The organism is Pseudoalteromonas rubra, assembly GCF_005886805.2.
Taxonomy (GTDB): Bacteria; Pseudomonadota; Gammaproteobacteria; order Enterobacterales; family Alteromonadaceae; genus Pseudoalteromonas; species Pseudoalteromonas rubra_D.
Genome location: NZ_CP045429.1, coordinates 1,292,733 through 1,307,420 on the forward strand (window position 1 = coordinate 1,292,733; position 14,688 = coordinate 1,307,420).

Genomic DNA, 14,688 nt, shown 5'->3' on the forward strand with positions numbered 1-14,688 from the left:
CATTAATAATTAAATGAAGGTTAAGAAAGGAATACAATGAAAAAAATATATGGCGTCTTTTTTTGTGTATTATTGCAGGCCTGTTCAACTGTCGGATCGGTTGAGCGCCCGTCAAGTTATTATCAGGAACAGGCATCGAACTCTCAAAATAGTCTAGTGGGTGATCCAGTTTTAGGTAATAACAACGACAGGATCCAGGAACTACTCAATTATCAGGTTAGGTTGCCCGAGAAAAATAGAATCGCAGTGCTTAAGCTCAGTCAAGATAAATATTGGCGTGCTTATTCTAATGACTTTACTGTACTAAATGACTCACTGGTGAAGTCACTGATCACTAAGTTGCGTTCTTCTGATAGGGTTTATGATGCCTCTTTTTTACCAGCCATGCTGGTTTCAGAAAAAAGATCGGTCTCGACGTTAAGGGAAGCTGCAGCCAGGTTTCAGGCAGATTTACTGTTGGCTTATACTAGTTCTTGTTATTCATACCAGAAATACAAATTCATTGATCCCAACAATTCGAAATCTTACTGCTCGGTCGAGTCCATATTACTGGATATACGCTCCGGAGTAATCGTTAAGTCAATTGTCAGTACGGAAGATTTCATAGCTTCAAAGGCATCAACGGATACGAATTTTCGTGAAACGATGAAACGGGCCGAGCTCGAGGCTGTTGCCGCCGCACTGGGAAATGTCGCCAGTGAAGTGACTTCATTTTTAAATGGTGTGCCAAGAATATAGCGTTTACAACGCGCCAAGCGTAAAACCGCCAGAACGGTATGACATTTGTCTTAGTACTTAGCATCACAGGAGTTTGTTTTGGCAAACTCCTGATCAAGGCTAATCTCACTAAGACTCTGCGGGCTAGCTACTCTCTAATTCGTAACCCTAATGCACTGTAATAGGGTGATCATTAACCACGAGCGATTGACCATTTTTCTGAGCACGATGAAAACTGGATATTAAAACGTCATTCGATAAGGTGTTAATGTCGTCAACTTCTTCCACCATACAAAACATAATGGATTCCCACCCTAAGTCCTTAATAAAGGTCTTAAGCTGATGCATATTGTTCTGATAGTTTTCATCGGTTGTTAAGAGGCCAATGGAGTGTTTATTGCCGAGTTTGTACTTCCCTGTGTGAGAGGTTGAACATTTCGCATATCCACTTAACACATAAACTGTATTGGTGCTTTTATTCATGTTGGTAACATTCTCTGGATTGACTTTGACCCATATATGCATTTTTCGAACCAGGCTGAGCAGTATGCTGATGTCGCTTTTCTATGCCTTGAAAATAGAGGGTTAAAATCACTATCTGGTGACTTTATTGGTTGATGGCACGAGTTGGTGTCAATTTTTTGCCAGAGAACACAGGGAGTAAATACAGAACACCCTGCGTTATTGTTCTCTGTTTTAGGTTCGTGAGGTGGGGGCACTTGTAGTGCAGTTACCAAATAATGGCTTAGCGGTGAAGCGAGCCTTTTCTAACCGACGCTGTTGACGGAAAATGGCATAAACTTGCTGGGTTATTTAGCGAGCTTTTTTGCTTGCATGATGCTCATACCAAATGTAGAGCGAAAAGTACGACTAAGATGTGCACTGTCAGAAAATCCAGCCACGTATGCCGCCTCGGTTGCGGACATTCCTTTTAGGAGTGTCTGTAGCGCACAAATCAATCTTCGCCACAACAGAAAAGGGCGCCACGCAATACCAACCTGATCTTTGAAGATGTGCAGAAATCGACTTTCTGAAAGATTAAGGGTTTGTGCGACGCTTGCTGCACGCCATTGCTGCGGCTTAATACAGTCGGCCACAAAACAGGCATCCAGGTTTTCAAGTAACCTTTGGATACGTTCATCAGTGACTGAGCTCTGATTACAGTTTAGTAAAGTCTGGTCAATTGACATTACTCGGAATATTGGCGCAACAAGCTGAAAAGCGCTTTCCTTGTCTAAGGGGGGATATGCCTTGCAGTCAGCGTTAAGTTCAAAGGAAACCATAGACTGACCTTGTAACTTTGCTTCTAACTGTTCTCCTAACAGGCTGTGTGGCTCTACTAATAAGATCCATCCTTTGGACATTTTAAGACAATGACTGTGTTTAGACGCGATCACGACCAGGCCCCGGAGCGTCTCTCCATTCAATTCAGAGGATGAGTCACAACATGGCCATACTATCTGTATAGCAACATGCTGGTGATAGTTGGCATCTAGCTGTGAGCCGTAAATGAGCACAAGGCCTGTGTCTATCCATACATTGGAGGTTATCACACCAATCGTCTCCGGTTTTTTTTGCGTTTCTTGGGCGCTGGAGGGGCTGGCAATGTCCCTGCATTACGCATTAATTGTATCTTAATTTTCAGGCAAATGGCTGGTCACTTGCCTGACACAGTATCATATTCGCTAGGCCAGTCCTGCGCCTTCCCAAACTGAATCGTATGGTGCTTTTATCGATGCTGCATTTTGTGCTAAGCGCGTTAGGTGCTCAGGTAAAACTATTTCAAGTATTCAGCTAGATCGGCTGGAATTGGCATAGGTTTGATGGGGCTCACATTGGTTCCGCCGGTATTTCCTTTTGGCACCCAAATTCTGGAGAAGATAACAGAAGCAAAGATCCGGGCTATTTGCCCTATTACCTCCCTGGCGCTATATCTTTTGAAGCCTAATTTGAGCATCCACCAGTGCGACTGCGTGTGAGGAATAATAAAGGATTGTCCTAATATGTGTGCTCTTTCTAAGTGATAAAAGCTCTTACTGTATTGGGTGTTGTCATACTGCTCTTTAGCCGCGGCCATTTCCTTTTGAAACGCTAGTTTCAGTTCTGATTTCATGGCTAAGTACCTTGTTGGTTATGGTTGATAAATTACCTGCTCTCAGGATCATTCTAAACGCTGAGGATTTGGATGAATTGAATAAACTGGCTGCAAAGTTGTTCTGGTTCAGGGGCAAGGTTGCATCTGTAATCCGTGTGTAATAGCCCGTACTTTTGATTCTGATTAGGCTAGGGCTGTGAACAAATAAAAAAGCGTAATTAACGGAGAATCAGATGAACACAAGTGAACTTTATAAACACATGTTAGAAACAACATTGAAAGCGGTTGGTGAGGAAGCAAAGCCACTTTTGGCGCCATTGGAAAAGGCATTAGAAGCTCAAAGGGAATCAATTCAGGCTCTTGTGCAAGCGCATTTGAACAATGAGATCAGTGGTGAAGACATGGAAAGTGAGTTGCTAAGAGAGCAGAAAATTTTGGAGGCTGAACTTATCTCATTAGAAATTTGTGCAAAAGCGGTAGTTCAAAAAGCCGTAGCCGCGGCTATGTCGAGTCTGACTTCGCTATTAACACGTTAGTTTGTTCCGTTCGCACTGTGTATTGACTATTTCGCAGCACAGTATCGAGGGGGAGAAGCGCCCGGCAGAAAGCATTCATCAGAGGTCCTACGCCATAGTTTTCTTTTTTGGGCATAGCTTATAACAATTGGAGTGGGTGTTCGCAGTGGCTCCTGCACACATGCCTACCCAAACGGGTCGTCATAAATAATTTGTAAAAGTGCCTGCATGTTGAATGGCATGTATGCAATTTTAATTACAGAAAGAGCTTTGTTAGTAGTTGAGTGGTTGGCAAATTTTCTAAACATTTTTTAAGGAAATAAAATGAACCAACCCTGTTACCTGCAATTAAGAGTCATACTGTTGTGTTGCTCCTGTGTGTTTTTGAGTGCGTGTTTTAAAAAAAGCGTTGCCCAGGACGACAGAATTGGGCCGAAAAAAGTAGATTTGTTTAAACAAATACTGGCGGATTACTGTGGTAAGTCGTTTTTTGGCACTGTCTATGTCACCTCAGGTGATGATGTGGTGTATGAGGCCAATTGTGGGCCAAGAAATATCCCAAGCTATACGCAATTTATGACGTTTGCGACGCAGCATAATATTGATACAAATACCTTGGGTGCAAAGTATCAAGTTGGCTTCAATACGTCTGACTCCAAATACCGCATTGGCTCAAATACCAAAGAATTTACGGCGGCGCTGTTGCAAAAAATGCTTCTGCAGGAAGAGATTGAAACAAAGACTATCGGTGATTATTTATCTTGGTTTCCTAAGAATGCGTGCAAGGATGTGACGCTTCACAATTTATTGACTATGTCGTCAGGCATAGATAACTATAGCGATAATCCTGAAGTATATTTGAACTGGGGGTGGCGGCCATTCCTATATGAACCAGGCCTAAATTTGAATGGACCTGAGGCGTTCAGCAATCGTTTTTGTACCTGTCAAAAACAAGGGGGTGTCCCCAGCTTTACACCCGGTGAGAAGTTTGAGTATAGCAACTGCAATTATTATCTCCTTGGTAATATTATTGAGCAGCTCGCAGCTGGAAAGCAAGGTAAAATTCCCTCCGAGTTTTACTTTGGCAACATCTTGAAGCGCAAGATACTAGACAAACTGGCAATGGCCGACAGCGGCACATTTAATGCGATTGGTGTCTATGAAATCATGACGACTGGCTATGTTGATAAAGATAATCCGCTCTTGTCTGACACTACGGGTCGTTTACCGGACACGGGTTTGCCTGATTACCCAAATATTTTAGAAAGCCCTTATAGTAACCCAATGGTGCTCTATTCTGCGGGCAACATGTATTCCACTGTCAAGGATATGCATCGCTGGGATAAGGGTTTGTATGGTAATTTGATCCTTGATCATGATCAGAAAGAAATAGCGTTTACGCCTTACCAGAAGGCTGACAATGGCGCTCAGGATGGCAATGAGCCTCAGGATACACAACCTGATAGTGTGTCTCAGTGCGAGTATTTTGGCTACGGCTGGTTTGTTAATTACATTCCTAAAACTTATACAGAGGAACTGGACTGTCCAGATACGCCTATTTCACCTGATGAGATGGAAAAATTGCAAGGATATGAAAAGTTTGTAAGTTACTCTGGTAATTACCCTTATTCCTGGGTGACGAGTTTTTCAAGATTGCTGGATCGCAATCAAGCCGTGATGGTATTTAGTAATTATAATAAAACGGGATATGAGACAGATTGTATAGCCCAGGAGATCCGTAATGTTATTTTTTATAATAAGGCGTATCGCTCAAAGCATTGCCAAAATGTTTTGAATGGTGGTATGCGAAAACAACTCTTTGAATGGTACTAAGCAATTTGCGTGCTTCTCAGTGCTTGTGGGCTGGATCCGGCTTTTATTTGCGATGCATTGTCGATGTCAGCGAAAGGCTTGTTATGTAGCGTAGTCAGAATCGTTGCCTTTGACTGTGCAAGGACTTAATTCCGAAATGCCTTGCTGAATCTGGTTCAGCAAGGCATTTATTAAATCAGGGCAATCCAAGCAGGTGCTTTGGATTAATACTCTTCTGACTCATCGTCAGACATATTACGCGCTTTTCTGACGGCTGGCTTTGCCAGGATTTCTACATAGAAAGAGGTAAGGTTTTGTTCCTGGGTTTTGTCGATCAGCTTATTAAGCTGTGAGACGTGCACAGGCTCAGCTTCTGCTTCTGTGTTACCAAATTGGCAGTCAAAATCCCAATAGTCAGCGCCTGCTGGTAGCGTTTTGTTGCGCTCACGCTTAAGGTACTTTTTAAGCTCATGTTTTACAGCATCAACGCGTCGTGCAAGTTTGATTTTCGGGTGAGTTAGTTCAAATGTTTTTTTCATAGTTGCCTTCAAGCAAGAGATACTCAATCAGCAAAAAGCTTGCCTGAGTAGATAAAGTGTATTCATTTAGCGTCAAAGACGAGTGGATAAATACAGACATGTAATAGACCATTTTACGCTATATTCAGCGAACTGGCGAGGGGTGAAGGCTTGTCTTAGATAATGCGTACTCAAAGCGAAACGCTGTCAGCAGACTGCGCGCCCTGATTATCCATTTAAGTGCCCAAAGCCGGGGTAACCAGTCTGGTGTTCGCCAGTATTTTCCAACCGCGTGCTTATCCAACCACCAAACGATTATTGGTATCCCGACTGGTCAGGATTTGGCCTGCATCAAACCCGGTGGTGCGTTTTGCCATGCGGTCATACAGCAGCACGTTAACCGTTGCAGCCAGATTCATGCAACCGGTTGTTGGTACATACACAACGGCATCGGCAGCATCCACAATGTCTTGTGGCAGGCTGCCATCTTCGGGGCCAAAAACGTAAATTGCATTATCGGGATGCGTAAATTGTGGCAATGGTGTCGCACCTTCAACCAGCTCAATACACACGAGCGATCGGCCAGGCACTTTCAGGCTGGTAAGATCATCAACCTGTTGAATGGGGATATTATCGGCGATGTTTTTTGTGTCGGTATGGTATTTAGCAGCCTTTGCGTAGCGATTACCATTAAAATAAACGGCTTGTGCTTGATAGCAGCCCGCAGCTCTTAATACGCCACCTACGTTAGTCGGCGATTTCGGATTAACTAATCCAATCGCGGCAAACGACTCACTCATACTCTTTCACTCTCAATATACGGCAGCGAGGCTACCAGGAACGCTTAACACAGGCAGCTTAGCTACCAAAATATCTGGCAGGCGATTGTATCATGTGGATGATTTTGTGCCAGCCAAAAGCCTAGTACGGGCGCAGTACAGAGATATTATCACGCAATCCGGGCTTTTTTGTGGGTAGCAATGCTGCTTACAAATGTGCATTGGTGAGATTACATTTATCTGCGCTTATAAAAAGCGGCTCCGAACGGATTGATGAGTGCGTTCGAAAACCGCTTAGTAACCTTATTAAATAGAGATACAACGCAATTTATAGGCCGAGTTTAAAGGTTATCTATTTTACATACTGTTTGGTCCTGGCTTTCATTTACTGTTTGCTCCAGGCTTTCATATACTGGGTTACTATGACCATTCACAAAGGTATAGCAGGGTTTGATGGTATGGATCTGATCGACCTCTTCTGCGAGTGGATTACGGTCTAAGATCACTAAATCAGCCACTTTATTAACCTCTAACGTGCCTATTTTCTCATCGAGCAGGTTTTGCTGTGCAGGTACTATGGTTACACCTCGTAAAGCCTGATAGACATCGATATTTTGCTGTCCGGCAACAGGGTTGTAAGGCATCGGCTCTTTTTGAGCCGTTGCCAGGCGAGGATAAAACCAGGTATCGCGATTGACCATTTGCTCGACATACCACAGTGGGTTAACGGGTGAGACGGGCATGTCACTGTGTAATGAAAATGGAACATCATAACTGTGTTCAAATTTCGCTGGGTCAAGCATAGTTGCACGACCTGTCGAGTCCGATTCTCCCTCGTGACCTTTGCCATCCAGGATTGATTGGAATGCGCCGCCCCAGTAAGCAACGTGGGCAGGCGTATGGCTGACGGTAATGTTCAAATGCTGTTTCAGTTCAGCATCATGAGAATTTATACAGGGTATGGCTTCATTACGTGCTTGTACAATCAGGTCAACAGCCGACTCGTTTGCAGCCGGATTTCCACCAACGGTGGCATGATGCAACGTGATTGGAAAAGTGTTGTTGCCACTGTCTCTTTGGCATTGTGCTTTTTGCAGCTCCTTGAATGCAGTCAATGCTTGTTCTATAGCTGCATCGCCATTGGCATGGACCTGAATGAGCCAGTTTTCCCCCCAGTAATTTTTTAGTTCTTCCACAAAGCTATTATACTCATAGTTTTTGCCGCTATCGCCGCTTTCACCATTACAAATTCCGTTATTGGCATAATCGTCTTTAAGGTATGCGCTACAGCCCTGAGTCGAGCCATCAGCCCAAATTTTAACGCCATACGCACCGTAAAGACCGTTGGTTCCGCTATCCCAGGTGTCGGTGTGCAGTGAATTAGCGACCTCAAGTGAGCTGCGATCTGCACCCGTTGAGTCTGCAATGTCTGTGGCGACAAGCGTACGATAGCGCATGTTTGGAGTGTCCTGGTTTTTCTTAGCCAGCTTTTTGAAAAATAGCGCTTCTGATGACTGAAAGGCACCGGCATTGACCAAGGTAGTGACACCGGTTTGAGCTATTCTGTGTATAAAATCTGGCGCTATATCCATTCCTTCGTCCTCAGAGAGGTAGACGAACGGGCTGCCAGGTTCAGCACCTATACTTAGAGAGATAGCTTGCAGGAATGGGACAAAATTGGGAGACTCTAATACTCGACCAGTAAAGGTGCCGTCGCTACTAACTGCAAAACCACCGGTTTTTTGTTCATTGTAACAAAAGCGCTCTGAGTCTTCAGGGCAGTAGTCTTCAGGTATGGTGTTCTCTTCTTTACTGCACTCTTTAACCGAGTGACATAAACCCGCTGCTACAAACGCTCTCAGATTAACATAGGCCACATGTCCGGACTGGTCCAACAGCATTATGGGGGATTGCTGTCCTGGCTCAAATGAATTAATGGGTTGTTTCGCATCCGCATTGAATACATTTTCATTCAGTTCAATCGCTGGGTTATTGATAAATTGACGAATATCTTCGATATTTTTATCACTGTTGCCCAGTCGCGATGGGTCAATGCCATTTCCCCATACCCAGACAGGAAGTTTGGGTTGGGGTTCACCACTTATACGTTTTTTGCTGTCATTGAGTGTGTCATAGGTCTCTTGCAATGAGGTCGGGCACTGAAAATTGTCATTGTCATCCTTGTAGTAGGTGGTTTTGTAAGGTTCTGGTAGACACGGTGATAAGTCGGTCATGACAGAAAGGCCAATCACAAATGCCAGATGAGTATGTGGCTCAATAAACCCAGGCATTAGCGTCTTGCCTGCTAAATCCAGTTTACGTGCGCCTTGTCCTGCCTGTTGTTCGAGTGTGTTGAGGTCGCCGAGGGCCTTAATAATGCCATCTTGTATCCATATGGCTTCAGGGTATGGCTCTTGTGTTGCTGATTCATACGCCATAGTGACTATCTTACCATTATGGATGATATAGCTGTCGGAGCCTGACGGTTCGTTTTGTTCTGCGGTGCCATTACTCATACAGGCTGTTAAGAGTGAGGCAGTACAAGTCACTAGCAGTGCACTTTTGAGGTGCCTTAGCAGCGGTTGCGTTATTGAAGGTAGTGTTAGTTTCATACTGAGATTTCCTTGTTTTACGGGTCTTTAAACCCTGATGCTGGACAGCACCTGATTGCGTAGTCATCCATTTTGTCTGTCGGTAGGTCGAAAAAACATTACACTTTGTTACATGAGCAGCGTATGGAGGGGGTCAGCATTTTTATCACAGCAAATCTAGCTGGGAAGTGGGGATCTGGATTATGTAAATCTGTAGTAACACTCGCCACGATAGGAAAGGCTGGTATACAGGTGGTAAGTTCAGTGGCTTAAGTCATCTAAATTTAACTGATATTCAGTAGATAACTGGTCAATCAAACCTGTTTGCCTGGCTTTGTTGAGAGAGCGCTGCATTTTGTTGAAAAAGGCTGTGGGGTCAGTGATGGTTTCTGAGCGTTTGGATACAGTAATATAATACGCTTTTTCCTGAACCACATACGCACCGATTGAGAGTGCTTTCGGATAGCCCAGTGCTTTTAGCTCTGAGATCAGCGTATGGGTTGAGGCAGCGGTAATATCACTTCTGTTGGCCATGATTTTTTTCAGGGCATGTTCCAGCGTCACTGAGGTGTACACATCTCTTTCAAGTGCATTGGCTTTTTCTCTGATCTCTTGGGTGTATGACACACCCCGCACAAACTCAAACCTGAGCGGCGAAATGTCGTTTACATGGCTGATATTGGCGTGCTCAGGCCTCGAGATAAATCGCAAGGAGACAGTAAACAAAGGAAAGTCAGCATAGCTGACAAACTGGGCGCGTTCAGGCCGATAAGAGAGTATCGAGACATCGAGTTTGCCCGTTTTAATATATTGATTGCCGCGTTTAATAGGTAAGGGAACAAAACGATAGGTGTAGCCATTGTCTTCCAGCAGATACCTGAGGAGCTCTTTGGCATAGCCTGTGGCAGTGTCATCATAGGTGAAGTAGGGGCGCCAGTCAGGGCTGTTAATCAGCAGTGGTTTGGTATGCGCAATATTTAAAAATGCGCTTAGTGCGCAAAACAAGATGATTGTAAGACGCATCAGCAGGATCCTAAAGGCCACCATTAAGCAAGTTTAGGTCATTTTTATAGCTGATGCATTGTGTATTGAAAATGCAATAAATTGTTTGTATTCTGGTTTTTTATTTAACAAAAGGAAATTACAAAATGAAGATGAAGCTAACATTAAGTAAGAAAAACATTAAAATGCTAAGTGCCGACAGCCAAAAATTGCCAACCCAGGCAACGCCGGCTGTTGCTGGTGGTGGTTTTAAAACCTATCGCTGTACGTTTGACTGCCTGACAGAAACGCCATTTTGCAGAACTTACAACCCAACTAATCAAACTGGTTGTTGTAATTCAACAATTTGTTAAGTGATATTTAAAGGCAAGCTCGGCTTGCCTTTTTAATGCAGTTCCTGATATTTGGCGGTTTTACTTAAGCCAATGCAGATCTGCTGAACGTCTCATTCACCGCTAAATACCGTACATCGAGCTCTAAGCGGTAACCTATAGAAAGTAAACTGCGCCTTTCATACCTCAATCTTCCGGGCCTTCCAGCGTAAAAGTGAGGTGTTTACGCATATCTTTCAGGATCACCCCTTTTTTCAGCATTGCGGCGCTCAAGCGCTTTTGCCATTTGAGTAAATCAGGTTTGGCGGCATCCAGTGTGGCTTGATCTTCAAATTGAAAATACAGAAGCAGGGAGCCAGGAAAGAGGTGGTATTCCACATCAAACCAGCATTGCACCATGCCAGGGATTTCTGCGCGTGCTTGTTCTTCGATTGCGTCGGCTACCGTGAGCACCAGTGCCTGTTGTTTTTGCTGAACTTTAGAGAGCTTTTTCATGAGGTTTCCAAATTTAAAGCCTGTATGGCGATAACCGCGAATTATACCTAACAGGCTATCGGTAAAGGAAGTGAGAAGTGTGTCAGGCTGATAGTTCCCGGATGTTTGCTGTCCGGGATTGATCACAGCCCAACATGGTATTGATGATGAACTGAATGTTTTTATCTGAAGAAGCACAACATTCATACTGATTGTTGTGCGATAAATGTCCGATACCTGTGTGATTAATCACCGGTAAATGTTTGAGGTGCTTAACCAGCCTCAGCCAGTTTACGCACTTCTGCTCTGGTGGGGGCGTCTGTTGTGTTATAGTTACTCAACTCAATACCGTCACCAAACACCTGATTTAATAGCGCTTGATAGTCTTCAGGTGAACGCTCAGGGGAATACCTGAACAGCTCTTTAAGCGCTTCTCTTTCTATGCCTCGCGCATCTGCTACGTCTAGCAGGGGCAGGCCAACGTCAACAAAGCCTTTGTCATCTCTGCTTGCTACAACCTGGCCATCAACGCTGAACACACTGGTTTGCGGCGTTTGTTCAAACATCAGTTTTCTGCGGTAGTTTTCTTCGGCAGCAATCTGGTTGGTCAGATACTGATCGCTATAGTTGCGTACCTGTTCGTCTACATAGTCCTGATAGGACTCGCCGTAGCGTAATTCAAACACTTCGGCATTGGTTGGGCCTTCACCTTTGGGGTAGACCTCAATGTGGGCATCAGGAAATTGTTCTGAAATGCGTTGCTGTCGTTTTTGTGGGTCGTTGCGCGTTTCTTTGAATATCTCAGCCACCGGACCATGGCCGTATACAGTGCCGTCATAGCCTTCGGACACAACGGCTTTGCCATCAATAAATACGATGCGCTCAATGTCTTGTTGCTGACCTTTGTGGTGATATTGCTGCGCCAGGTCGTCCTGATTCTTAAAGCCGCTGAAAAAATTGTTGAGGTCAGGCATCTCACCCTTAAACTCGCTAATGTCTTCGGGTTTTAAGAGGTATATCAGGTTGACTTTACCCGTTAAGTCAAAGCCAGTTTGGGGCACATCTATTTGATTTGTTTGTGACTCAGACGCTTCTGTATAGCCCGTTTCTTGTGTGTTACTTGAAGTTTTCTGATAGGTGTTGTGCGTGTGATAAGGGATCGATGTCACTTGCATGTTCAGCTCCTTTGGTCAATGGGTTAATTGGCTACGAATATTCCGGTATTCGTGGGCCTATCTACTGAGCTTTTATAAGCAAGCTACGTTCCAGACTCAAAAACATACCGAGAGGGCACGTGTTGCACGTTATGACTTGGGGAGAGTAACAGCACAGCCGCTGTATAAAGGGCTGTGGGGGCAAGGACTTGCCGCTTAGGGGTAAGCGGCAAGCTTCTGGCAGAGCTAGTCTTTTTGTTGTTTTAGCAGCGCATCTAGTTTGGCTTCAACGCGCGCGATATCCTCACGTGTGGCCATGACCTGATCGGGTTTGCCTTCTTCTTCATGCATTACCTGCATGGCATCGACTATGATACCAATAAAGAGGTTCAGTACTGCGAAGCTGGTAATAATGATAAAAGGTACGAAGAACAACCAGGATTGCGGGAACAGCTCCATGGTCGGACGTACAATGCCCATAGACCAGCTTTCTAACGTCATCACCTGGAACAAGGTATAAGCAGAAGCACCGATACTACCAAACCACTCTTGCATATTAGGATCCGGATGCTGACCAAATAGTTTGGTTGTCAGAACCGCTGAGACGTAAAACACTATACCCAGCACGCCAATGACCGAGGCCATACCCGGCAGAGAGTGGCCCAGTGCCCCAATAACCCGGCGCATCTGCGGTACAATGGAGAACAGTCGTAACACCCGCAGGATCCGAAACGCACGCAGTACGGAGAGCGGCCCACTGGAGGGAACCCAGGAAACAGCAACAATAATTAAGTCAAACCAGTTCCAGCCCGACTTGAAGAATTTAAGGCGATAAACCACCAGCTTAAGTATCAGCTCAATGGTAAATATCAGCAGGATCACAAAATCAATTTTATGCAAAATGGCTGCATTGTCTTTACCAAACTGTGTGGTTTCCAGCCCTAGGGTGACCGCATTAAATAAAATGACGGCGACCAGGAAGTTCTGAAACCACTGCGCTTCGACGAGCGACGTCAGTTTCGACATAAAGGAAGTAGAGGTTGTCATGGCTCTTTTTTAGGTAATTGTCCAGGCCAGTTATCATGTCGGGAAAATGTGACTTTTTCAAGGTTTATAAAGCAGTAAATGGGCGGAAAGAGTACCGCATATCAAGTTGTTCAGGGAGTTGATAGTTACTCAAATCTTTATTCCAAAAGATTAGAATAGATAAATATGGTGGATAACTAGAGAACACGCTCTGTGGGGGGGGATCAACGTAAATAGTTGGGTAACAACGCGATAGGATATTTGCATATTTTCGATGTTTAGCAACTAAGGAGACATCAATCGACCTTCTAGACGGAATTCTAATCCTTAATTGTTTTTTTTGTAAATTTAGCGTTTACAACTTTGGGTTATGGTGTAACTATAAATCAAAAGGTTTGTTTTTGGGGAGTGTTCGGTTGATAATTAGTTTCACACTAGGTGTCATTTTTGGTGCAATGGCACTCTTAAACGTTGTACTTTTTGCTATCAAGAATATTAGGGAGCTACTTAGGTGCTCTTTGTTTTTAACGCTTCCTCTTCTAATCCATTTTGTTTTTCCGTTAGTATCAAAGCTAACAATAGGTGAGCCTAAGCAAATTGATTTATCGGTGCTCTACCTCTCTTTTATCGTCACGTTAGCACTAGGTTTAGCTGTTGTTTATCTATCTTCATATAAAAGTGCTATAAAAAGATATCCTGTTACCTCTCGAGATTTCCTAGACTTTTTGCTGCTTAGTAACACTGAGTTTAAAGACCTACTGAGATCTGAACCACACCATCTGAGTGATATTATTTCAGTTATAAATAAGAAAACACCAGGTTTTGTTGATGACCTTTATTCCTTGCTAAGTAGTGGAGAAGACGTTGTTGATGATCTGGATGGTGAAGAGATGTTAATATATGTACTATTTTTATTTAATGATACTTTTTTAGAGACAGAGTTTAGCCGTTTCACGATCAGAGAGTTAGATGAAGACAATTTAGTGATGAAAACGATTAAAACAACACGAGAAGACTCCCCCCCTGGAGATATAGACATTACAAAAATAAATATAATTACCAAGTCAATGCAAGAAAAAAAGCCTATACTTTATTCCAAACATAAAGCAAACCACTTTAAAACCAAACAGAATAGCTTAGAAATGGGCCTCTATGATGACTATGCTTCATACTGTCTAATGACTAAGTCTGTAGAAGGTGAAGATCTTCCGTGGTACAGTGTTTGTATCGATGTTAAGGGTCATGATCTTGTAGCTAAGCTGAATGCTTTGGTGGATCATCCTGTATTTGAAATTATGTGTGCTCGGTTATCTGAAAAGCTACATGATGAAAAGTTCGCAAAACAGGGGGCAATTTGAAATGCAATGCAAATTGGCTAAAAATGTTGTTTCAACCAGAGAAAGAAAGATCAGGAGCGCCAAGCTCAAAGCAAGGTCAGTTGCCTTGATTTTAAAAAATGAAAATAACGTAACCATTTCAAAGCAAGCAATAGAGCAAATTTCGACAATAATTCATGATAGTAATTTCACTTATTTAGGCTCGAAACAAAACAATACAAAAAAACTGTAATATTCGACCACACTTTAGTGTTTAAGTAGCTAAAACTATTCACTTAATTAAATGGCGTATTGCTATAAATACCTGAAGCATAATCGGAACTAGCCAATCAAACC

At 43.5% G+C, this 14,688-nt stretch carries 15 protein-coding genes; 5 read left to right on the forward strand and 10 right to left on the reverse strand.

Annotated features, from left to right (window positions below):
* Nucleotides 1–36: 36 nt before the first annotated feature.
* Nucleotides 37–738 (forward strand): hypothetical protein, encoded by a 702-nt coding sequence (locus CWC22_RS05480; protein ID WP_138539451.1) that lies wholly within the window; start codon nt 37–39, stop codon nt 736–738.
* 147 nt (nt 739–885) lie between these two features.
* Here the strand turns inward: CWC22_RS05480 and CWC22_RS05485 are convergent, their stop codons facing one another.
* The 3 genes from CWC22_RS05485 to CWC22_RS05495 form a co-directional block, all read right to left on the reverse strand.
* Complete coding sequence (locus CWC22_RS05485) at nt 886–1,200, reverse strand: hypothetical protein (RefSeq protein WP_138539450.1); 315 nt, start codon at nt 1,198–1,200, stop codon at nt 886–888.
* Between the two features lie 326 nt (nt 1,201–1,526).
* On the reverse strand, nt 1,527–2,270 hold the full coding sequence (locus CWC22_RS05490) for a helix-turn-helix domain-containing protein (protein WP_138539449.1): 744 nt from the start codon (nt 2,268–2,270) through the stop codon (nt 1,527–1,529).
* Between the two features lie 224 nt (nt 2,271–2,494).
* Entirely contained in the window at nt 2,495–2,830 is a 336-nt protein-coding gene (locus tag CWC22_RS05495; protein WP_138539448.1) for a DUF3703 domain-containing protein, read from the reverse strand.
* 215 nt (nt 2,831–3,045) lie between these two features.
* Here CWC22_RS05495 and CWC22_RS05500 point away from each other — a divergent pair, with 215 nt between their 5' ends.
* Nucleotides 3,046–3,348 carry a hypothetical protein gene (locus tag CWC22_RS05500; RefSeq protein WP_138539447.1) on the forward strand — a complete coding sequence of 101 codons (303 nt, stop codon included), beginning with the start codon at nt 3,046–3,048 and terminating at the stop codon, nt 3,346–3,348.
* Nucleotides 3,349–3,705: 357 nt separating this feature from the next.
* Nucleotides 3,706–5,160, forward strand: coding sequence for a serine hydrolase domain-containing protein (locus CWC22_RS05505; protein ID WP_230090625.1), 1,455 nt, complete (start codon nt 3,706–3,708; stop codon nt 5,158–5,160).
* A gap of 203 nt (nt 5,161–5,363) precedes the next feature.
* Here the strand turns inward: CWC22_RS05505 and CWC22_RS05510 are convergent, their stop codons facing one another.
* The 4 genes from CWC22_RS05510 to CWC22_RS05525 all read right to left on the reverse strand — a co-directional run bounded on the left by CWC22_RS05510 (nt 5,364) and on the right by CWC22_RS05525 (nt 10,050).
* A complete protein-coding gene (locus tag CWC22_RS05510) occupies nt 5,364–5,678 on the reverse strand; it encodes a DUF6172 family protein (RefSeq protein WP_138539445.1) in 315 nt (104 codons plus the stop codon).
* A gap of 275 nt (nt 5,679–5,953) precedes the next feature.
* On the reverse strand, nt 5,954–6,457 hold the full coding sequence (locus CWC22_RS05515; RefSeq protein ID WP_125562220.1) for an RNA methyltransferase: 504 nt from the start codon (nt 6,455–6,457) through the stop codon (nt 5,954–5,956).
* Nucleotides 6,458–6,777: 320 nt separating this feature from the next.
* Nucleotides 6,778–9,048, reverse strand: a complete 2,271-nt coding sequence (locus tag CWC22_RS05520) for an amidohydrolase (RefSeq protein ID WP_138539444.1) — start codon at nt 9,046–9,048, stop codon at nt 6,778–6,780.
* Between the two features lie 240 nt (nt 9,049–9,288).
* Nucleotides 9,289–10,050: a substrate-binding periplasmic protein gene (locus CWC22_RS05525; protein WP_171045139.1), complete on the reverse strand. Its 762-nt coding sequence runs from the start codon at nt 10,048–10,050 to the stop codon at nt 9,289–9,291.
* 125 nt (nt 10,051–10,175) lie between these two features.
* Between CWC22_RS05525 and CWC22_RS05530 the strand changes: the two genes are divergently transcribed.
* The gene (locus tag CWC22_RS05530; RefSeq protein WP_138539442.1) at nt 10,176–10,382 is read left to right on the forward strand and encodes a hypothetical protein; all 207 of its coding nucleotides are present in this window, start codon (nt 10,176–10,178) and stop codon (nt 10,380–10,382) included.
* A gap of 165 nt (nt 10,383–10,547) precedes the next feature.
* Here CWC22_RS05530 and CWC22_RS05535 read toward each other — a convergent pair whose 3' ends face one another.
* From CWC22_RS05535 to CWC22_RS05545, 3 genes are all read right to left on the reverse strand, one after another.
* Nucleotides 10,548–10,856, reverse strand: coding sequence for a hypothetical protein (locus CWC22_RS05535; RefSeq protein WP_138539441.1), 309 nt, complete (start codon nt 10,854–10,856; stop codon nt 10,548–10,550).
* Between the two features lie 251 nt (nt 10,857–11,107).
* Nucleotides 11,108–12,010, reverse strand: a complete 903-nt coding sequence (locus CWC22_RS05540) for a hypothetical protein (RefSeq protein ID WP_138539440.1) — start codon at nt 12,008–12,010, stop codon at nt 11,108–11,110.
* Between the two features lie 225 nt (nt 12,011–12,235).
* Nucleotides 12,236–13,036, reverse strand: a complete 801-nt coding sequence (locus CWC22_RS05545) for an ion transporter (RefSeq protein WP_010385198.1) — start codon at nt 13,034–13,036, stop codon at nt 12,236–12,238.
* Between the two features lie 395 nt (nt 13,037–13,431).
* On the opposite strand from CWC22_RS05545, the gene CWC22_RS05550 reads away from it, so the two are divergent.
* A complete protein-coding gene (locus tag CWC22_RS05550; RefSeq protein WP_138539439.1) occupies nt 13,432–14,373 on the forward strand; it encodes a hypothetical protein in 942 nt (313 codons plus the stop codon).
* Nucleotides 14,374–14,688 lie beyond the last annotated feature (315 nt).